Annotated in this window: 20 protein-coding genes and 1 tRNA gene; 14 read left to right on the top strand and 7 right to left on the bottom strand. The window is 69.3% G+C overall.

The features are described from left to right. Positions 1–24 precede the first annotated feature (24 nt). The 3 genes from VGJ14_12490 to VGJ14_12480 all read left to right on the top strand — a co-directional run bounded on the left by VGJ14_12490 (position 25) and on the right by VGJ14_12480 (position 2811). Positions 25–1107: an acyl-CoA dehydrogenase family protein gene (locus VGJ14_12490; protein HEY2833236.1), complete on the top strand. Its 1083-nt coding sequence runs from the start codon at positions 25–27 to the stop codon at positions 1105–1107. Positions 1108–1225: 118 nt separating this feature from the next. Then, positions 1226–1990 carry a 3-oxoacyl-ACP reductase FabG gene (gene fabG / locus VGJ14_12485; GenBank protein ID HEY2833235.1) on the top strand — a complete coding sequence of 255 codons (765 nt, stop codon included), beginning with the start codon at positions 1226–1228 and terminating at the stop codon, positions 1988–1990. Between the two features lie 77 nt (positions 1991–2067). Then, complete coding sequence (locus VGJ14_12480; protein HEY2833234.1) at positions 2068–2811, top strand: 3-oxoacyl-ACP reductase; 744 nt, start codon at positions 2068–2070, stop codon at positions 2809–2811. A gap of 9 nt (positions 2812–2820) precedes the next feature. Here VGJ14_12480 and VGJ14_12475 read toward each other — a convergent pair whose 3' ends face one another. Beyond that, entirely contained in the window at positions 2821–4761 is a 1941-nt protein-coding gene (locus VGJ14_12475; GenBank protein ID HEY2833233.1) for a 3-oxoacyl-[acyl-carrier-protein] synthase III C-terminal domain-containing protein, read from the bottom strand. A gap of 68 nt (positions 4762–4829) precedes the next feature. On the opposite strand from VGJ14_12475, the gene VGJ14_12470 reads away from it, so the two are divergent. The 3 genes from VGJ14_12470 (at position 4830) to VGJ14_12460 (ending at position 7944) form a co-directional block, all read left to right on the top strand. Continuing rightward, positions 4830–6521, top strand: a complete 1692-nt coding sequence (locus tag VGJ14_12470) for an alpha/beta fold hydrolase (GenBank protein HEY2833232.1) — start codon at positions 4830–4832, stop codon at positions 6519–6521. A 44-nt stretch (positions 6522–6565) separates the two neighbouring features. After that, entirely contained in the window at positions 6566–7390 is an 825-nt protein-coding gene (gene phaZ / locus VGJ14_12465) for a poly(3-hydroxyalkanoate) depolymerase (protein ID HEY2833231.1), read from the top strand. Positions 7391–7488: 98 nt separating this feature from the next. After that, positions 7489–7944, top strand: a complete 456-nt coding sequence (locus VGJ14_12460) for an SRPBCC family protein (GenBank protein HEY2833230.1) — start codon at positions 7489–7491, stop codon at positions 7942–7944. Positions 7945–7950: 6 nt separating this feature from the next. Here VGJ14_12460 and VGJ14_12455 read toward each other — a convergent pair whose 3' ends face one another. The 4 genes from VGJ14_12455 to VGJ14_12440 form a co-directional block, all read right to left on the bottom strand. Then, the gene (locus VGJ14_12455; protein HEY2833229.1) at positions 7951–8367 is read right to left on the bottom strand and encodes a winged helix-turn-helix transcriptional regulator; all 417 of its coding nucleotides are present in this window, start codon (positions 8365–8367) and stop codon (positions 7951–7953) included. 72 nt (positions 8368–8439) lie between these two features. After that, complete coding sequence (locus VGJ14_12450; GenBank protein HEY2833228.1) at positions 8440–9414, bottom strand: phosphotransferase; 975 nt, start codon at positions 9412–9414, stop codon at positions 8440–8442. A gap of 11 nt (positions 9415–9425) precedes the next feature. Further along, complete coding sequence (locus VGJ14_12445; protein HEY2833227.1) at positions 9426–9575, bottom strand: hypothetical protein; 150 nt, start codon at positions 9573–9575, stop codon at positions 9426–9428. Positions 9576–9624: 49 nt separating this feature from the next. Beyond that, positions 9625–9709 (bottom strand) — tRNA-Leu (locus tag VGJ14_12440). A gap of 127 nt (positions 9710–9836) precedes the next feature. Between VGJ14_12440 and VGJ14_12435 the strand changes: the two genes are divergently transcribed. Beyond that, positions 9837–11168: a M20/M25/M40 family metallo-hydrolase gene (locus tag VGJ14_12435; protein HEY2833226.1), complete on the top strand. Its 1332-nt coding sequence runs from the start codon at positions 9837–9839 to the stop codon at positions 11166–11168. A 16-nt stretch (positions 11169–11184) separates the two neighbouring features. After that, the gene (locus VGJ14_12430; protein ID HEY2833225.1) at positions 11185–11757 is read left to right on the top strand and encodes a hypothetical protein; all 573 of its coding nucleotides are present in this window, start codon (positions 11185–11187) and stop codon (positions 11755–11757) included. On the opposite strand, the gene VGJ14_12425 is transcribed toward VGJ14_12430, so the two are convergent. Further along, positions 11754–12728, bottom strand: coding sequence for an aldo/keto reductase (locus VGJ14_12425; GenBank protein ID HEY2833224.1), 975 nt, complete (start codon positions 12726–12728; stop codon positions 11754–11756). The genes VGJ14_12430 and VGJ14_12425 overlap by 4 nt on opposite strands. A 92-nt stretch (positions 12729–12820) precedes the next feature. Here VGJ14_12425 and VGJ14_12420 point away from each other — a divergent pair, with 92 nt between their 5' ends. The 6 genes from VGJ14_12420 (at position 12821) to VGJ14_12395 (ending at position 17935) form a co-directional block, all read left to right on the top strand. After that, positions 12821–13519, top strand: coding sequence for a histidine phosphatase family protein (locus VGJ14_12420; protein HEY2833223.1), 699 nt, complete (start codon positions 12821–12823; stop codon positions 13517–13519). 10 nt (positions 13520–13529) lie between these two features. Further along, positions 13530–14093, top strand: coding sequence for a DUF3090 domain-containing protein (locus tag VGJ14_12415; protein ID HEY2833222.1), 564 nt, complete (start codon positions 13530–13532; stop codon positions 14091–14093). Further along, positions 14090–14854 (top strand): SCO1664 family protein, encoded by a 765-nt coding sequence (locus VGJ14_12410; protein ID HEY2833221.1) that lies wholly within the window; start codon positions 14090–14092, stop codon positions 14852–14854. The genes VGJ14_12415 and VGJ14_12410 overlap by 4 nt, the downstream gene beginning before the upstream one ends. Before the next feature lie 48 nt (positions 14855–14902). Beyond that, a complete protein-coding gene (gene mshC / locus VGJ14_12405) occupies positions 14903–16126 on the top strand; it encodes a cysteine--1-D-myo-inosityl 2-amino-2-deoxy-alpha-D-glucopyranoside ligase (GenBank protein ID HEY2833220.1) in 1224 nt (407 codons plus the stop codon). A 499-nt stretch (positions 16127–16625) separates the two neighbouring features. Beyond that, positions 16626–17315: a hypothetical protein gene (locus VGJ14_12400; GenBank protein ID HEY2833219.1), complete on the top strand. Its 690-nt coding sequence runs from the start codon at positions 16626–16628 to the stop codon at positions 17313–17315. Beyond that, positions 17312–17935: a class F sortase gene (locus tag VGJ14_12395; protein ID HEY2833218.1), complete on the top strand. Its 624-nt coding sequence runs from the start codon at positions 17312–17314 to the stop codon at positions 17933–17935. The genes VGJ14_12400 and VGJ14_12395 overlap by 4 nt, the downstream gene beginning before the upstream one ends. A 90-nt stretch (positions 17936–18025) precedes the next feature. Here the strand turns inward: VGJ14_12395 and VGJ14_12390 are convergent, their stop codons facing one another. Continuing rightward, complete coding sequence (locus VGJ14_12390; GenBank protein HEY2833217.1) at positions 18026–18892, bottom strand: PAC2 family protein; 867 nt, start codon at positions 18890–18892, stop codon at positions 18026–18028. Positions 18893–18947 lie beyond the last annotated feature (55 nt).

Genomic DNA, 18947 nt, shown 5'->3' with positions numbered 1-18947 from the left:
CGCACCGAGGAACGAGGTGGGTCGATGAGTGTGGTCGACCCGGTGATGCCGGACCTGTTGGAGTCCGAGGTCGAGGCGGACCTACGGTCCACCGTGCGCACGCTGTTGGAGAAGCGCGCATCGCCCGCCGAGGTGCTGCGCCGTACGGAGAGCGACGAACCCGTGGACCGCGCGCTGTGGGCCGCGCTGATCGAGGTCGGCATCACCGGGTTGGCGGTGCCGGAGAAACTCGGTGGCGCGGGGGCATCCTGGCGCGAGGCGGCGGTTGTTGGGGAGGAACTCGGACGGGCGTTAGCCCCGGTGCCCTACCTCGGGCACAGCATGGCGGTGGCTGCGTTGCTCGCCGTCGGCGATGAGGACCTGCTGCCGGAGCTGGCCGCGGGGGAGCGCACCGCAACTCTGGCCGTGTCCTTCAGCACGATGCCCGGCTCGGCGTCGGTCGGCACCACCAGCGTGGCCGACGCGCGCACCGCCGACGTGTTGTTGGTGCCGGCCGGCACCGGGGCCTCGGCGGAGTTGATCGCGGTCGAGGCGAGCACGGCGACGATCACACCGGTGATCTCGTTGGACATGACGCGCCCGTTGGCCGACATCGACATCGATGCCAGTGGCGGCGGTCGGGTGGTGGCTCGCGGGCAGGCGGCCTGCGCGGCGGTGGACCACGCGCTGCGCATCGGCGCGATGCTGCTCGCCGCCGAACAGGTGGGCATCGCCGACCGGGTGCTGGAGATGACCGTCGCCTACCTCAAGGAGCGTCGCCAGTTCGGTCGGATCATCGGTTCCTATCAGGTACTCAAGCACCGCTGCGCGGATCTGTGGGTGGCCCTCACCCAGGCCCGGGCGGTGGCCCGGTACGCCGCGGTGTGCGCGGCCACCGACGCCGACGACCTGTCGGTGGCGATTGCGCTGGCCAAGGCGCACTGCGGACCGGCGGCGCTGCGCACCGCGGAGGAGGGCGTGCAGTTGCACGGCGGCATCGGCTTCACCTGGGAGCACCCGGCGCATCTGTACCTCAAGCGCGCCGCGGCGGACGCCATTGCCCTGGGCAGTGCCGACCGGCACAAGGCCACACTGGCCACGCTGGTGGACATCCCGGGCCCGGGGTAACGGAGCCGCAACGCTGCTGCCGGACCTGCTACTCACGAGTTAGCTACCGGCCAGTATCATCCTGCAACGGCGACCCGTCCGGGCGCCGATCGACTCCATACAACAGTGGGGGGCACGGGTGAGCAGGTTCGCCGGCAGGGTCGCGGTGGTCACCGGGGCGGCGCAGGGCATTGGCGCGGCGACCGCGCTTCGGTTCGCGTCCGAGGGTGCGAAGGTCGCCGTGGTCGACCTCAGCGAGGAGCGGGGCAAGGACACCGTGGTGGCCATCGAGGCCGCCGGTGGCATCGCCATTGCGGTGGGCGCCGACGTCAGCAAGGCCGACTCCGCCGCTGCCGCCATCTCCCGCGTGGTCACCGAGTGGGGCCAGGTCGACATCCTGGTCAACAACGCCGGCATCACCCGGGACAACATGCTGTTCAAGATGACCGAGGAGGACTGGGACCTCTGCGTCGACGTCAGCCTCAAGGGCGCGTTCCTGATGACCCAGGCCGCGCAGCGGCACATGGTGCCCGCCAAGTACGGCAAGGTGGTCAGCCTGTCCAGCATCTCCGCGCTGGGTAACCGCGGTCAGTCCAACTACTCCGCCGCCAAGGCCGGAGTGCAGGGCCTGACCGCGACCATGGCGCAGGAACTGGGCCCGTTCAACATCAACGTGAACGCGGTCGCGCCGGGCTTCGTGCACACCGCGATGACCGAGGCCACAGCGTCCCGGATGAATGTCAGCGTCGAGGAGTTCGTGAGCGGGGCCGCGGCCGCGCACCCGCTGCGCCGGGTCGCGCAACCGGAGGACATCGCCACGGTGATCGCCTTCCTGTGCAGCGAGGACGCCCGCCACGTCACCGGCCAGACCATTTACGTCAACGGCGGTCGTTCCGCCGTCTGACCGGGCCTTCCGGCGCGCCCGACAACGGGCGTAACCTCCCGACTCTGGCCTTGTCCCGGAGTCGCGGAGGTTTTGCCATGGTCGATCAGCGGGTGGCCATCGTCACCGGCGGCGTGCGCGGTATCGGCGCTGCCATCACCGAGAACCTGGCCGGTCAGGGCATTCACGTGGCGGCCGGCTGCAGCCGGGTCAGTGACTCCGCCGAGGAGTTCGTGGAGCGGCTGAACAAGGACGGGATGTCGGTCTCGCTGCACGCCGGCAATGTCGGCGAACCACAGGACTGTGTGCGCGTGGTCGAGGAGGTCATGGACGTCGCCGGCCGGGTGGACATCCTGGTCAACAACGCGGGCATCACCGTGGACAAGACCATGCGCAAGATGAGCGTCGAGGACTGGCACGCGGTGCTGCGGGTCAACCTGTCCGGGTCGTTCTACATGACCAAGGCCGTGCTCGAGCAGATGATCGCTCAGGAGTACGGGCGCATCGTGAACATCTCCTCGGCGATCGGCAGCACCGGTGGCATCGGGCAGGCCAACTACGCCGCGTCCAAGTCCGGCCAGTTCGGGCTGACCAAGTCACTGGCCCGGGAGGTGGCCCGCAAGGGCATCACGGTGAACTGCGTGACGCCGGGCTACACCGACACCGACATGGTCGCCGCCGTTCCCGGCGAGGTCCTGGAGAAGGTGGTCAAGACCATCCCGGTGGGCCGGCTGGGGCACGCCTCCGAGGTGGCCCGCGCGGTGTCCTTCCTGGCCCACGAGGACGCCGCGTACATCACCGGCGCGGTGATCGCCGTCAACGGCGGCCTGGACATGTCCTGAACTCAGCGCTCAGCTGAAGGCCTGGGCCACGTCCTCGACGCTGGTGCCGCGCACCTGGACCGCGGACTCGGCCGGTCCATCGGCGCCGTCGGTGCGAACCACCACGGACGGGTCGAGGTTCAGCACCGCGTACCCGGCCACAGCGCCGGCGCCGAAGCCGGGTGCGAACACCCGCATCGGGCGGTCGATCACGCCGTCCAGCACCGCGTCGTGGATGGCCAACGGGATGCTCGCCGCGGAGACGTTGCCGGTCCGCTCGATGTTGAAATAGACCCGCTCCATGGGGAAGTTCACGCCGCGCGCGATGTCGGCGACCATCACCTTGTTGGCCTGATGAGGGACCATCACATCGACGGCGTCGAACAGGTTTCCGCTGCCGTCGGGGCCGGGGATCTCCTTCATCTCGTCGAGCATCTGCGCCAGGTAGCGCTTGGCCAGCGACTTCACCTCGGGGCCGTAGACGGTGATGTTGCCGTCGAACTCCGGGTTCGGCCACAGGATGGAGTTCACCTCACTGACCGGGCCGCTGGCGTAGGTCTGCAGGTACTCGATGTCGCCCGGTTCGCCGTCGGGGGCGGGCACCAGCACCAGTGCCGCGGCGCCGTCGGCGAACAGCATGCGTGAGGTGCGCACGCTGCCGATCTTGTTGGAGAACTTCTCCGCGCAGACCAGCAGCACCGGCCGCTGCACCTCCTGCAGCAGCCGCACGCTTTCTGCCAGCCCGTAGGGGAATCCGGCGCAGGCGGCGACCAGGTCCGCGGACATGTAGGTGCGGTGGATGCCCAGTTGGCCGGAGATGTAGGACGCCACCGACGGGATCAACCGGTCGCTGGTGCAGGTGCACACCAACACCGCGCCGATCTCACCGGGTGTCAGGCCGGCGCCGGCGACCGCCGTGCGGGCCACCTCCAGCGCGATCTGCTCCAGCGGCTTGGCCGTGTAGCAGCGCGAATCGATGCCGGTCTTGCGGGCGATCTGCGCCGCGCTCATCGGCGACCAGTTGATCGCGGAGTTGCGGATGACGTCGTCGTTGCTGCACACGTGCTCGCCGCGCAACGCGGTGAGCGCGGCGATGCGCGGCTGCACGCGGAACGTGCGGGGCACATCCAGCGCGGGGAACGGGCGCACCGGGGGCTGCGCCTCGATGACCACGGGGACCGGCGCCGATTGGTGCGTCGGTTGTTTGATCCGATGGATGAACTGGGTCACCGCTTCGCTGCGCGGGACGTACAGCAGCACGAAATCGTCATCGGAGATCGACGACGCCGGGGCCAACCGGGCGGCGGCCTGATCCCACGGGTGCAGGTTGTGCAGCACCCGCGCCCAGCGGCCCAACGACTCCAGTTCTGGGACCTCGTCGGAGTGGTCGAGGATCTGCCGGGCGGTGTAGCGCGGGTAATCCGGGTCGTGCCCGGGTAGCACGAAGGTCAAGGTCTCGGGTTTGGCCAGCAGCTCGGCAACCGTCGGTTTGACGGCCGGCAGGTCGCTGGCGTGGTAGCGCTTGTGGCCGAAGATGTGAAACAGCAGCTGGAAGATCGCGTCCTCGCTCTGGCCGTTCCAGGTCGGTGGCAGCGCGCGGTAGGTCTCGGCCACTGCGGCGATCTTGCGGGCCCCGTCCACCCACGGCTTGGCCACGCCCAGGAACACATCGTCGGAGTGCCGCGGCACGTCACGCCACCGGGTGGGGCGGCGCTCGTACAGGGTCACCACGTAGCGGTTGCCCCAGAACAGGTTCAGCGCCACATCGCGCAGCAATTCGAAGCGGGTGCTGTACTTGCCCGCCTCCACGCGTTCGACGATGTCCGACCCGGTGGGCGACTTCTCGTCGAAGTCACGGCGTACCGCCGCCTCGAACTGCTCCAGGGTCCGGAAGTCCGACAGGTCCATATCCGGGAAGTAGCTGGACGGGAACACGATGCGGCCATGGCGATTGATCTCGAACGGTCTCATGGGATTACTCCTGAACCGGGACGACCTACATATCGCGGCGGTTGGTTCTGCCTTCCTAGAATGTGCCCATGACTGCCACCATCACCACCGAGCACGGCGCGGCGGACCACTCCGACGACGGTCACCTGACGGCCTGGACCTGGGCCGAGGAGCGCGGTGTGCGCGAGCGCCTCACCGACGCGGCCAAGCTGCTGGGCCGGGTCGTCGGCGAGTCACCGCGACTGGCGCGGGCCGGTGCGGACCTGGCCGTGGAATTGGGGAAGGTCACTGTCGGTAGGTCCGAGGTGGAACCGGGCCGGGGCGACCGGCGCTTCGCCGATCCAACCTGGACCGACCATCCCGGTTACCACCGGCTGATGCAGGGTTACCTGGCGGCCGGCAACGCGGTGGACAAGGTGGTCGAGGACACCGACGTGTCCTGGCGCACCAAGGAGCAGTTGCGTTTCGCGGCCGGCGTGCTCACCTCCTCGTTGGCCCCGACCAACACCCTGCTGGGCAACCCGGCGGCGGTGAAGCGGGCCTTCGAGACCGCGGGTGGCAGCCTGCGGACGGGCCTGGGCAACTGGGTGGACGACCTGCGGCACAACGGCGGCATGCCCAAACAGGTCGACGATTCCGGTTACGTGGTGGGGGAAAACCTCGCGGCCACGCCGGGTGCGGTGGTGTTCCGCAACGAGGTGCTGGAACTGATCCAGTACGCGCCGAGCACCGCGGCGGTACGCACCACCCCGGTCATGCTGATCCCGCCGCAGATCAACAAGTACTACTTCACCGACCTCGCGCCCGGCCGCAGCCTGCTGGAGCACGCGGTGGGCCGCGGCCTGACCTGCTTCACCGTGTCCTGGCGCAACCCCGGCCCGGCGCAGGGCGACTGGGACCTGGACACCTACGCCACCGCGCTGCTGGAGGCCACCGATGCGGTGCGTCAGATCAGCGGTGCCGACGAGCTGATCACGCTGGGGTTGTGTGCCGGTGGCATCACCACGTCCACCGTGCTGTCCTACCTGGCCGAGCACGACCCCGGCCGGGTGCGCGCCTGCTCGTTCGCGGTGACCCTGCTGGACTGGAACTCGCCCGCGGCGATCGGCGCGTTCCGCTCCAAGCGGATCCTGGCCATGACCCGCAAGAAGGGCAAGAAGAACGGCGTGCTGGACGCACGTTCGCTGGGCAGCGTCTTCACCTGGATGCGACCCAACGACCTGGTGTGGAACTACTGGGTCAACAACTACCTGATGGGCAACAAGCCGCCGGCGTTCGACATCCTCGCCTGGAACGAGGACAAGACGAACCTGCCCGCCGCGCTGCACGCGCAATTCCTGGACATGTTCGAGCACAACATCCTGACCCGCGGCGGCGCGGTCGAGGTGCTCGGTCACGGCGTGGACCTGAGCGCGGTAAAGATCGACAACTACGTGGTGGGCGGCTTCTCCGACCACCTCACCCCGTGGCAGGGCTGCTATCAGAGCACGCAATTGCTCGGCGGCGACTCGACGTTCGTGCTGTCCCCGACCGGTCACATCCAAACCCCGGTCTCCCCGCCCGGGCCGAAGGCGCACTACTTCACCGGCCCCAAGCCGGGCCCGGACCCGGAGGCGTGGCGGGCCGCGGCGACCAAGCAGGCCGGGTCGTGGTGGGACCACTGGGCGGACTGGGTGATCGCCCGGGCCGGCGACGAGCGTCCGGCCCGCGAGGAGCTGGGCAGCGACAAGTTCCCGGTGCTCGGCGCTGCGCCCGGCACATACGTGCATCAGCCCGCCTGACGCTCCCTATACTCCCGAGTAGGGGGTCCAGGGGGGAGCACGGAATGACCGGTCCCGGGCCGGCGACCGGCGTCGCCAACCAGCGCATGCGCGTGTTCGGGCAGCGCATCCGCTACAGCGTGCGCCCCGGCACCGCTCGTCGTCGTCCGCTGGTGCTGTGCAACGGCATCGGCACCAGCCTGGATGTGCTCGACCCCTTTGTGGCCGCGTTGCCCGCGTCCCTCGAGGTCGTCCGCTTCGATGTGCCGGGCGTCGGTGGGTCGCCGCTGCCCAATGTGCCCTACACCTTCGCCGGTTTGGCCCTGACGCTGCGTCGGTTGTTGGACCGGTTGGGTTATCGCCAGGTGGACATCCTCGGGTTGTCCTGGGGCGGCGCGCTGGCCCAGCAGTTCGCTTTCCAGCACCCGTTGTGCTGCCGCCGGCTGGTGCTCGTCGGCACCGGCACCGGGATGTTGATGGTGCCCGCGAAGCCGGGCGTGCTGTACAAGATGCTCACCCCGCGCCGGCACCGCGATCCCCAATGGGCACGCGCGGTGGCGCCGGAGTTGTACGGCGGCAAGGTGCGCCAGGATCCGGGGTGCATCAGCGAGGTGCTGCACCAACGCAATGTGGTCGGCCCCAAGCGCGGCTACGCGTTGCAGTTGGCCGCAGGTGCGGGCTGGTCGAGCCTGCCCGCGTTGCCGTTGATCCGCCAGCCCACGTTGGTGGTGGCCGGCGAGGACGACCCGATCGTGCCGTTGGTGAACGCGCGCCTGATGAGTTCGCTGCTGCCGCACGGCGAACTGCACATCTACCGCGACGGGCACCTGGGTCTGCTGACCAGCGCCGAGGAATTGGCCCCGGTGATTGTGGAGTTCCTGAATCGCTGAGCTTCCTGCGTGCCGCGGCGTGGCGCATGGCTCGGAGGTGGCCCGGGAAGGCCCTCGGGGACAGAAGATTCATCCCGCCCGCAATCGGGGGTGCAGTAATGGCCAGTGTGACTGAAACCATCGACGTGGCAGTGGACGTGACCACTGCCTACAACCAGTGGACCCAGTTCGAGTCGTTCCCGAAGTTCATGGACGGCGTCGAGCAGATCCGGCAGACCGATGACACCCACCTGCATTGGAAGACGAACATCGGCGGTGTGACCCGCGAGTTCGACACCGAGATCACCGAGCAACACCCGGATGAGCGGGTGGCCTGGAAGAGCACCGACGGCACGACGCACGCCGGGGTCATCACCTTCCACAAGCTGGACGCCAAGTCCTCCCGGGTGACTGCGCAGATCGACTGGCAGCCCGAGGGTTTGGTGGAGAAGGCCGGTGCCCTGGTGGGCGTGGACGACCACCGGGTGAAGTCCGATCTCAAGCGGTTCAAGAAGTTCATGGAGGACCACGGTTCGGAAACCGGGCAGTGGCGGGGGGACGTGCCGCGCAGCTGATCCTCGTCAACTGCTGGTGGCCCGGCGCTGCTTCGACTGCTTGCGCCGGGCCCGCAGGTGGCGGGACACCGTCGAGGAACTGACACCCAGCTCCTGGCCGATGGCCGCTTGCGTCATGCCGCCCCGGGCCATGGCCAGCGCCTGGTCGGTCTTCTCCTCGGTCATCGCGCCGGCATTGTCGACAACGTCAGAGCGGCGTCCGCGCCGCCGGGCGCGTTCGCTGATCTCCAGCAGGTAGCGGCCGAACGAGTGCAGCACGTTGATGTTGAGCCGGCCCGCCGGTCGATCCGCGTCCAGGCCGATCAGCACCAGGCGGGTCAGCAACGCGACCACGCCCACCAGCACGCCCAACCACAACACGTGCCAGAAGAAACCGAAAGCGGCCAACGCGATGATGAGGGCGATCACGATCAGCAGCGCCACGACAGACTCCTGAATCCGACGATGAATGATCAGGAACTGCCCCGGTGTACCCCGGGCATGCCCGATCAGGGATCAGGTCAACATCTCGGCCGCGGACAGCGCGCGTTGTTCCCACCAGGCCAGTTCCTCGTCGTAGCCGCCGAGCGCCTTCTCCCAACCGAACTGCACCAGGGCACCGAGCAGGCACAGGGTGAGTTGGCGGTCCCACCAGGGCGCGGTGTCTATGCCGCGGGATTCCAGCGCCGCCCGGTAGGCGTCGATGGTCTCCTCCTTGGACTGCGGCAGGCGGCGGCAGTTGATGGCCAGGTACCAGGCGAGATCGGACAACGCCGGCGCACGGCCGGGCAACTCCCAGTCCAGTAGTACGGTGCGCCCGTCGGGGTCGGTGCCGAGGTTGTCCAGCTTCCAGTTGCCGTGCACGAAGGTCTGCGGGGTTGAGTCCAACGCCAGGACCAATGGGCCGGGGTCGTGGGCGAGGGGCACCACGACTTTCGCCGCGACCGGCGCGACGCTCTCCAGCCGCGGCCAACCCTCACCGACCAGGCGTGGCACCAACGGCGGGTCACCACCCTCGGCCTCGGCCAGCGCGGTCCACGGGGAGAGCTCCAGGTATCGGTGCATGTTCGGCACCACCTCGAGTTCCGCGCCGCCGGCCCAGAAGGTCGCGTGCATGGCCGCCATGTGGTTCAGGAACCGCAGATGCATCGCCAGGTCCACCGGTTCATCGGTCACCGGCACCAACCAGGCGCTCACGTCGTGCATGAGCATCCGGGTGGTCTGCCCGACCTCGACCGCAACGATCGGGGAGTTCAAACAGTCCGGCAACCGGTCCAACAACCCGGTCGACCACAACAACGCGGGCGCCCCGGCCAGCACACCCGCCGCCCGCATCGTCCAGTCCTGCCGACGATCCAATTCCTTGAGCACATAGGCGACGCCGTCAATGCGCAACCGCTCCAGCCGAGCCCCGGACTTACCCGCCGAATCGATCGGCTCCCGGCCCTCGGCGCGCGCCAGGAGATCGGACAGCGGTTCAGAAAGCGGCATGGCGGAGCGAGCTACTGTCGTTTCGCGTCGCGGTAATAGTAGGCCATCGCAAGCACCAGGATCATCAGCGCGATCAGCGACAGCACCTTGATCGCGGTCACGACCAGGCCGACCAGGAGGATCACGATCGCAAGACCGACCAGAGCCACGGCTAGCTGCATGGGCGGAGCGTAACGCTTCGGTTCGCGCTTTCCGCTCGCCTCAATCGGGTGTCCGAGGGGGGACTTGAACCCCCATGCCCTTTTGGGGCACTAGCACCTCAAGCTAGCGCGTCTGCCAATTCCGCCACCCGGACGTGGGGCGCCGTAACGCCGTGCAGAACCCTAGCACCGAGCGGGTGTCGCTCTCGGTCGTCCGTCACGGCAGGATTGGGTATGGGTAGGTGTGGACAGCGGCCCGCCCGAAGCCTGCGAGGAGAGCGTGTGGACAGCGGTAATCCGGACCCCAGCAGCACGGCTGAGAAGGCCGCGGCCGAGGTCGTCGACCTGTGCCGGGACCTGATCCGCATCGAGTCGGTCAACTTCGGTGACTCCTCCGGGCCGGGGGAGCGGCGCATCGCCGAGTTCGTTGCGGGCAAGCTCGCCGAGGTCGGGTTGGACGGCGAGATCATCGAGTCCGACCCCGGCCGGGCCAGTGTGGTTTCCCGCATCGAGGGCGCCGATTCCTCCCGTGGCGCCCTGCTGATCCACGGTCACCTCGACGTGGTGCCGGCGTTCGCCGAGGAGTGGTCCCGCCCACCCTTTGCCGCCGAGATCGCCGAGAACTGCATCTGGGGCCGCGGCGCGGTGGACATGAAGGACATGGACGCGATGATCCTGTCCACCATCCGCGCCTGGCGCACCGAGGGCCGCGTGCCGCCGCGGGACATCGTGCTGGCCTTTGTCGCCGATGAGGAGGCCGGCGGCGCCAAGGGCGCTCGCTACCTGGTGGACAACCGCCCCGAGTTGTTCGAGGGCTGCACGGAGGCGATCAGCGAGGTCGGTGGTTTCTCCATCACCGTCGGCGGCAAGCGGCTCTACGCCATCGAGACCGCGCAGAAGGGCATGGCCTGGATGCGACTGGTCGCGGCCGGGCGGGCCGGACACGGCTCGATGGTCGCCGAGGACAACGCGGTGACCGCGCTGGCCGAGGCGGTCACCGCGATCGGCAACCACACCTTCCCGATCCGGATGACCAAGACCGTGCGGGCCTTCCTCGACGAGATCGCCGATGCCCTCGGGGTGCCACTGGACCCCGACGACCTGGACGCCACCGTGTCCAAATTGGGCACCATGTCGCGGCTGATCGGCGCGACGCTGCGCAACACCGCGAACCCCACCATGCTGCAGGCCGGCTACAAGGCCAACGTGATTCCGACCGAGGCGCACGCCGTGGTGGACGGGCGATTCCTGCCCGGCTACGAGGACGAGTTCTTCGCCACCATCGACGAGCTGATCGGCGACCGGGTGCGCCGGGAGATGATCCACACCGACATCGCGATGGAGACGACCTTCGACGGGGCGTTGGTGGACGCCATGGTCGCCGCGCTGCAGGCCGAGGACCCCGGCTCGCGGGCGATCCCATACGCGATGAGCGGCGGCACCGACGCCAAATCGTTCTCCCGGCTGGGCATGCGCTGCTTCGGCTTCGCTCCGCTGCGGCTGGCCCCGGAGTTGGACTTCGCAGCCATGTTCCACGGCGTCGACGAACGAGTGCCGATCGATGCCCTGCATTTCGGGGTGCGGGTGCTCGACCGCTTCCTGGCCACCTGCTGACGGGACATCAGATTTCATGTCTACCGAAGAGAACGGCGTTGCCCGCAGCGCACTCAACGGGTTCGTCGAGGCGCTGGAACAGCACTGGGCTGCGGTTGGGGCGCGAGCCTCGGAAAACGACCCGGCGGTGACCGCGGCCTACCGCGCAGTGCGCGCGGCGGCCGCCGCCTATGACGACGCGCTGTATCGCGAGCACGATGAGGTGACCCCGTTCGAGTTGCCGGACCGGGCACCGGAATCCGCGGATGAGGATGTGGACCTCGACCCACGTCGGTTCTCCGTGTTGGCCCGATGGGACTTCACGATCACCGACCCGAAGGCGCTGAACCTGGCGACCAACGAGGAGGCGGGATCCCCCGCCGAGGCGCTGGCCATGCTCGCCGCGGATCGGGGGCACAGCGCGTTGGGCGACCCGGACGCCGGCGTGGCGGTGGGTCTGCGTTGGCACGGTGCGACCACCTGGGTGCTGCCCACGTTCGACGCGGTCGGCGACGACGCAACCTGGATGGAGAACGCGTTCGGCGAGGCGGACCCGGATGACGTGCTGTGCCGGTTCGACGTGCCGGTGCGCTGGGCGGCGCCGCACTAGATCGCGGAGATGTCGTCCAGTGCAGTGCGGATCTCCGCGGGCAGCGTCAGCTTCTCCGCGGTCAGTAGTTCACCCAGCTGCGCGGTGCTGCGGGCACCGACGATGGCCGAGCTGATGCCGGGGTGGTCACGCACCCAGGCCAGCGCGACCTCCAGCGGCGTCGCGCCCAATCCCTTGGCCGCCGTCACCAGGGCGTCCACCACCCGGCGCCCGTTCGCCGTCAAGTAGCGGTCCACGGCGTCCGAGCGGCCCGCGCGGGAATCGATCGGCGTCCCGCGGCGGTACTTGCCGGTCAGCACGCCACCGGCAAGCGGCGCCCAGGCCAGCACGCCGACACCCAACGCCGCCGCCGCGGGCAGCACCTCGGCCTCCGCGCCGCGATGCAGCAGGGAGTACTCCACCTGGTCGGACACGATCCGGGCGTGCGCCGGCGAGCTCTCCTGCAGCGTCGCGGTGCGGGCCAGCTGCCAGCCCGCGTGGTTGGACACCCCGACGTAACGGGTGCGCCCGGAGGCCAGGGCGTGGTCCAACGCGGAGAGCGTCTCGTCCAGCGGCGCGGCCGGGTCGAACACGTGCACCTGCCAAAGGTCCACGTGGTCGGTGTCCAACCGGGCCAGCGACAGGTCGAGGGTGTCCAGCAGTGCGCGCCGGGAGGTGTCCACCACCAAATCCGGTCCGCGCAGACCGAGGCCGGCCTTGGTGGCCACGACCATCTCGTCGCGACGCACGGTCTTGCGCAGCAGGCTGCCGAGCAGTTCCTCGGCATGGCCCTCGCCGTAATGCGGGGCGGTGTCGATCAGCGTGCCGCCGGCCTCGGCGAACGTGGTGAGCACGTCCGCGGCGTCGGCGGCGTCGGTTACCGAACCCCAACTCGACGTGCCCAGCCCGAGACGGGAAACGCTCAGACCGCTGCGGCCCACCCGGCGATGCACCATGCCCCCGCCGGCGATCGAATCCGAGGCTGCTTCCATGATGGCAAGGCTAAGCGGCGTCGGGCGTCGAGCCCGGCAGCGCAGGTCGTGTCGGCGCGCCTGCCCGGGCGAGGGTGAGGGGAAGTATTCCAGTGGCCACCGTCCTGCTGGTCCGACACGGCCGGTCGACGGCCAACACCTCCGGAGTGTTGGCCGGGCGCACCCCCGGCATCGGCTTGGACGACAAGGGTCGCGAGCAAGCCGCGGCGGTGGCCGAACGGCTGGCCAGGCTGCCGTTGGCCGCGGTCGTGTCCAGCCCGCTGCAGCGGTGCCTGGAGACCGTCGCGCCGTTGCTCGCGGCCACCGGCGGGCGGGTAAGGAAGGAGAAGCGACTGGCCGAGTGCGACTACGGCGACTGGACCGGGCGCAGCATCAAGGAGTTGATGAAGGAGAAGGTCTGGAAGGTGGTGCAGACCCACCCCAGCGCGGTGGCGTTCCCCGGCGGGGAGTCCATGGCCGCAATGGCCGCTCGGGCGGTGGACGCCATCCGCGAGTGGGACCAGCGCCTGAGCGCCGAACACGGCTCGGCCGCGGTCTGGGTGGCCTGCAGCCACGGGGACCTGATCAAGGCCGTGGTGGCCGACGCGTTGGGCATGCACCTGGATCTCTTCCAACGCATCGTGATCGACCCGGGTTCGGTCACCGCGATCCGTTACACCGAGAGCCGACCGTTCCTGCTCAAGGTCAACGACACCGGCGGGGACGCCGCCGCCTACCGGCCCCCCGCGGGCCGGGGGCGTAGCGCCCGTGGGGATGCCGTGGTCGGCGGCGGGGCCGGACCGAAGTCGTAGGCTTCCCCATATGTCCAGGCAGGTGTTCCTCTACGACCCGCCGGATCGGTTCGTGGCCGGGACGGTGGGCGAGCCCGGCCAGCGCACGTTCTTCTTGCAGGCCAGCGCCGCTGGACGGCTGACCAGCGTCGCCCTGGAGAAGCAGCAGGTGCTGTTGCTGGCCGAACAGGTCGACCGAGTGCTGGATGAGGTGCGCAGGATCGCCCCGGAGGCGGTGCCCACCGCTGTCCCCGTGATATCCGACCTCGATCCGCTCGAGCTCCCCATCGAGGAGGATTTCCGCGTCGCAACGCTCGCGTTGGGCTGGGATCCCCGGGTTGACCGGTTGGTGATCGTCGCCCAGGCACCCGGTGAGGACGGCGAGGCGGGCTCCGCGCCGGCGATCGAGGAGGAGGACACCGACCTCGACGGGCCGGATGTGTTGCGCGTACGACTGACGGCTGAGATGGCCCGCGACTTCGCCCGGCGCGCCGCGTCGGTGGTGTCCGCGGGCCGCCCGCCGTGCCCGTTCTGCGGCCTGCCGGTGGATGCCGGCGGTCATATCTGCCCGCGGCAGAACGGCCACCGGCGTTGAGTCAGCCGGAGGAGGTCGCGGCAGTACCAACAGTGGCGGTCAGCCAGATCGGTCTGCCCGGTGCGCTGGCCCTGCTCTCCCACGGTGAACTCGAGGTGGTCGGTCGGCTGGTCGACGCGTCCAACGCGACCCTCTACTGTGCGGTGAGCCTGGACGGGGTGACCGCCGCCTGCGTGCACAAACCGATCGCCGGTGAGCGGCCGTTGTGGGACTTCCCGGACGGGACGTTGGCCGCGCGCGAGGTGGCCGCCTACCGGGTGTCCGCGGCCACCGGTTGGGACGTGGTGCCGCCGACGGTGATGCGTGAGGGACCCTGGGGCCCGGGCATGTGCCAGCTGTGGGTGGAGGTCGACCAACGCTGCGACCGGATCGCACTCGTGCGCAGCGACGACCCGCGGCTGCGGCGCATGGCGGTGTTCGACGTGGTGGTGAACAACGCCGACCGCAAGGGCGGTCATGTGTTGCCCACTCCGGACGGCGCGCTGCACGGCATCGACCACGGGTTGTGCTTCGCGGTGCCGGACAAGTTGCGCACGTTGCTGTGGGGTTGGGCGGGCAGTCCCTTGCCGGAGGACGTGGTCGACGTGCTGGCCGGCCTGATCGCCGACTGGTCGGACGAGCTGGCGCCCGCGCTCGGGGAGTTGTTGGCCACCGACGAGGTCAGCGCGACCCGGCGACGTATCGCCCGATTGCTGCGCCGTGGCGTGCACCCGATCCCACGGGACGACGGTTGGCCCACGGTGCCCTGGCCCCCGTTCTGACCGAAGCCCCGGACCGGGGCGGGGCCCGGGCCACCTAGGGTTGAGACCATGCAAGCCTGGCCGACCACGGCACTTCCGCGGCTGCCCGGCACCGGGTCGGCGGTGTTGGTGCGCAACACCGCCACCGGCGAACTCGAGCCCGCCGCCGTCGGGCCGGTCGCGCGCATCTACGTATGCGGGATCACTCCCTACGACGCCACCCACCTGGGCCACGCCAATACCTACGTGGCCTTCGATCTGCTCGGCCGGGCGCTGCGGGACAGCGGCGTCGAGGTCCGCTATGTGCAGAACGTCACCGACGTGGATGACCCACTGCTGGAGCGCGCCAACGCCACCGGCGAGGACTGGCGGGCGTTGGCGCGCCGGGAGATCGAACTGTTCCGCGAGGACATGACCGCGTTGCGGGTGCTGCCCCCGGACCACTACGTGGGCGCGGTGGAGGCGATCCCGCTGATCGGACGGTTCATCGCCGAACTGGCCGCCCGCGATGCGGCCTATGACCTGGACGGTGACCTGTACTTCCCGGTGAGCACCGACCCGGCGTTCGGCGCGGTGTCCGGACTGAACCGCGAGGAAATGCTCGCGCTGTTCGCCGAACGCGGTGGGGACCCGGACCGGGCGGGCAAGAAGGATCCGCTGGATGCGCTGCTGTGGCGGGCCGCCCGCCCGAACGAGCCCAGCTGGGACTCCCCGGCGGGTTCCGGTCGGCCCGGCTGGCATGTGGAGTGCACGGCGATCGCGTTGGACCGGTTGGGTCCGGTTGTCGATGTCATGGGGGGTGGGCGCGATCTGGTGTTCCCGCACCACGAGATGGGCGCCGCGCACGCGCACGTGCACAACGGGAACGAGGAGTTCGTCCGGGTGTTCATGCACGCCGGCATGGTCGGCTACCAGGGCGAGAAGATGTCCAAGTCGCGGGGCAACCTGGTGTTCGTCTCCGGCCTGCGTCGGGCCGGCGTGCAGCCCGCCGCGATCCGATTGGCGTTGTTGGCGCACCACTACGCCTCGGACTGGGAGTACACCGACGCGGACCTGACCGCGGCGCAGGCGCGGCTGGACGCTTGGCGGGCCGCGGTGTCCCGTCCCGATGGGCCTGTCGCGGAGGACACCCTGGCCGCGATCCGCGGCGCGCTGGCCACGGACCTGGACGCCCCCAGCGCGCTGGCCGCGATCGACGACTGGGCGTCGCGGGCTGCCTCGGGCGGTGCCGATCCGGCGGCGCCCGGCGTGATCTCGCGTGCGGTCGACGGCCTACTCGGGATCGCGTTGTAGAAATTCTCTCACGGCGGGTGGCAATTCCGATTTGTCACCTATCCGGGTGGACTATTTCGCGCTTGCCAATCGTATGAGTCGGGCATCATACGAACGGCCAGTCTTTCGGTTCTACGGGCCGGCGACTTTAGGATTTCATGGCGGATGATCGCGGCGGAAAATGTCGTGCGCTCCCGGTCATCGCGGCGAATCCGACGCACCCGACATCCCGCCGCCGGGCGGCTGCCACAGCGTTGTCCGCCCCGGCGTTTTTCCAGCTCAGCAAGGGGATTGAGGGAATCCGGAGCGGGCCGGCCCGCCGGGCAGAGAAGTCCCATCCACCCCCGAAGGGCGGCTTGGGCTATTCGCGTCGGGGCCAAAGAACGCGACGGATGATCCGTTGTTTTGCTCGCGCGTGGAGTCCGGAGTTGAGAACGAGTTCGTCGCCGACCCTGTTCTGCGCTATTCCAGCCGGCATTCTCAAGGCGTTCGAGAACCGTGTGGTTCGGAGGTGGCAGAAATGGCAGCACGTCATGCTCGACCGCGCCGGGTGGCTATCCACCCGGGTCGGGCGGCAATCGTGGTTGCCTCGGTCGCGGTGTTGGGGGTGGTGGGTGCCGGTTCGGCGTCCGCGGCCACCGTGCCCACGGCTGAGCCGCAGGCCGATGTACTCGGTCTCGGTCAGCTGCTGCACGGGCTGACCGACACTCTCGGACTCCAAACGTCCGCGCCGGCCTCGGCCGACGCAGGCGATGAGTCACCGAGCCTGGCCCAGATCGTCTCCGGCCTGCCGTTGCTCGGACCAACGCTGGGGGGCGTTGTGGACTCGCTGCCGCTGTTGGGCTCGGGGGCGCCCGCAGCGGGATCGACCGGTTCGGGGTCGTCGCCGGGCAAGCCCGGCCCGACCCCGTCCGGTCACCACAAGAGCACGGGGACGGTTGCGCGGACCGGGTCCACCTGGACCGCGCCGAAGCCGCCGGGGTTGATGAACGTCCCGTCGACCGACGGTTCGTCGCACCACTCCGGGGTGGGTGGCGCATCGGCGGCCGTGCGCAACGTGGCGTCGCTGTTACCGCAGACTGCGGCCGGTAAGGCCGGTCTGGGTGCGGCGGCGCTGGCATTGATTGTGTTGGGGGGCGTGGCTGTGACCGGGGCGGCGGGGGCCGCCGGGGCCGCGGGGCGCCGCGAATTCATCGGGGGAGCATGGTGAAGACGATTGAGCCGGTGCGCGCACCGGAGCACGAGGAAGAACTGGTCGGGCCGAATCACCGCAACTGGTGGAAGGCTCTTCATTACCTCTTGGCCGCGGCCTCGGCGCTGCCGTTGCTGTGGTGGGGCGGTCTGCACAGCTGGCCGTGGAGCGACACGACGCCGGCGGCGAGTTCGATCACGCCGGTGGACCCGAACAACAAGACGCCGACCCATCTGGAGATGGCTCGGTTGCACATCGATGCGGCGATCGAGCCGTTGTCCACCGACGCGAGCACCGGTGCGCTGGACACCCCGGATTACGGGCAGGCCGGCTGGTACGCGGCGGGTCCGAAGCCCGGCACAGTTGGCCGCGCGGTGATCCTCGGGCACCGGCTGGACGCGACCGGCGCCGATGACGTGTTCGCCAACCTGGGCGACTCCAAGGCCGGGGACCAGATCGTCGTCGAGACCGACGGCGGCAGCAAGGTGACCTTCGTGGTCAAGTCGGTGAAGACCTACGCGCTCGCCGACGTCCCGGCCGATGACGTTTACGGCCCCAGCAAGACCCCGCAACTGCGCCTGGTCGCACCGACCGGCGATGACTCCGACGTCATCGTCTTCGCCGACCTGAGCCAGTAGCACCACGCGCATCTTCGGGCCGTCCAGGCACGTATCAGCGCCCCTTGATACGTGCCCTGGCGGCCCGAAGTTGTGCGGGTCGAGAGGTGATCAGGAGCGGGTCTCGCCGCCCGGACCTTCGTCGCGGCGACGCAGGTAGCGCTCGAACTCCTTGGCGATGGCTTCACCGGAGGCCTCCGGCAACTCCGCGGTGTCCTTGGCCTCCTCCAGCGAGCGCACGTACTCGGCGACCTCGCTGTCCTCCCCGGCCATCTCGTCCACGCCCTCCTGCCACATCCGCGCCTCCGCGGGCAGGTCCAGCAGGGGGATGGCCAGGTCGAGCACATCCTCGACCCGTTGCAGCAAGGCCAGCGTCGCCTTCGGGCAGGGCGGCTGCGCCACGTAATACGGCACCGCGGCCCAGAACGACGCCGCGGGCAACCCGGCTCGGTGACAGGCGTCCTGGAACACCCCGACGATGCCCGTCGGTCCCTCATAGGTGGACGGCTCCACGCCCAGCCGCTCGCGGAGCAGCACATCCACCGAGGTACCGCGCACCGGCACCGGACGGGTGTGGGGCGCGTCACCCAGCAGCGCGGCCAGGGTCACCACCGTGGTCACCTTCAGGTCGCGGCAGGCCCCGATCAGCTCCTCACAGAAGCCCCGCCACCGCATGTTGGGTTCCACACCGCGCATCAGCAGCACATCGCGCCCGTTCGGCCGCGCCCGGTAGAAGCGAGTGGTCGGCCAGGTGATCCGGGAAAGGCTCTGACCAGGGTTTTCGGCGCTGATCTGGGGCCGGTTGACCTGGAAGTCGTAGTAATCGTCCGGGTCGAGTTCGCCGATCAACTCCGCCTGCCAGACGTTGGACAGGTGGCCCAGCGCGCCGGAGGCGGATTCCGCCGCATCGTTCCAACCCTCAAAGGAGGCCAGCAGGATCGGCTCGGTGAGCGAATCGACCCCGTCGAACGTGATCACCCTGACCTGCACCTCCTCCGCGGCAGCGTTTGTCCGGCGAACCTACCCGACCGGG

This window comes from Sporichthyaceae bacterium, from assembly GCA_036493475.1.
Lineage (GTDB): Bacteria > Actinomycetota > Actinomycetes > Sporichthyales > Sporichthyaceae > DASQPJ01.
The sequence above is the reverse complement of the archived record's forward strand: the minus strand, read 5'-3'. Positions and strand labels throughout refer to the sequence as shown.

Excerpts from the sequence above, each read along its gene's own strand:
- VGJ14_12490 (HEY2833236.1), top strand. The coding sequence starts at position 25 with ATGAGTGTGGTCGACCCGGTGATGCCGGACCTGTTGGAGTCCGAGGTC.
- VGJ14_12480 (HEY2833234.1), top strand. The coding sequence starts at position 2,068 with ATGGTCGATCAGCGGGTGGCCATCGTCACCGGCGGCGTGCGCGGTATC.
- VGJ14_12475 (HEY2833233.1), bottom strand. The coding sequence starts at position 4,761 with ATGAGACCGTTCGAGATCAATCGCCATGGCCGCATCGTGTTCCCGTCC.
- VGJ14_12470 (HEY2833232.1), top strand. The coding sequence starts at position 4,830 with ATGACTGCCACCATCACCACCGAGCACGGCGCGGCGGACCACTCCGAC.
- phaZ (HEY2833231.1), top strand. The coding sequence starts at position 6,566 with ATGACCGGTCCCGGGCCGGCGACCGGCGTCGCCAACCAGCGCATGCGC.
- VGJ14_12460 (HEY2833230.1), top strand. The coding sequence starts at position 7,489 with ATGGCCAGTGTGACTGAAACCATCGACGTGGCAGTGGACGTGACCACT.
- VGJ14_12450 (HEY2833228.1), bottom strand. The coding sequence starts at position 9,414 with ATGCCGCTTTCTGAACCGCTGTCCGATCTCCTGGCGCGCGCCGAGGGC.
- VGJ14_12445 (HEY2833227.1), bottom strand. The coding sequence starts at position 9,575 with ATGCAGCTAGCCGTGGCTCTGGTCGGTCTTGCGATCGTGATCCTCCTG.
- VGJ14_12430 (HEY2833225.1), top strand. The coding sequence starts at position 11,185 with ATGTCTACCGAAGAGAACGGCGTTGCCCGCAGCGCACTCAACGGGTTC.
- VGJ14_12425 (HEY2833224.1), bottom strand. The coding sequence starts at position 12,728 with ATGGAAGCAGCCTCGGATTCGATCGCCGGCGGGGGCATGGTGCATCGC.
- VGJ14_12415 (HEY2833222.1), top strand. The coding sequence starts at position 13,530 with ATGTCCAGGCAGGTGTTCCTCTACGACCCGCCGGATCGGTTCGTGGCC.
- mshC (HEY2833220.1), top strand. The coding sequence starts at position 14,903 with ATGCAAGCCTGGCCGACCACGGCACTTCCGCGGCTGCCCGGCACCGGG.
- VGJ14_12400 (HEY2833219.1), top strand. The coding sequence starts at position 16,626 with ATGGCAGCACGTCATGCTCGACCGCGCCGGGTGGCTATCCACCCGGGT.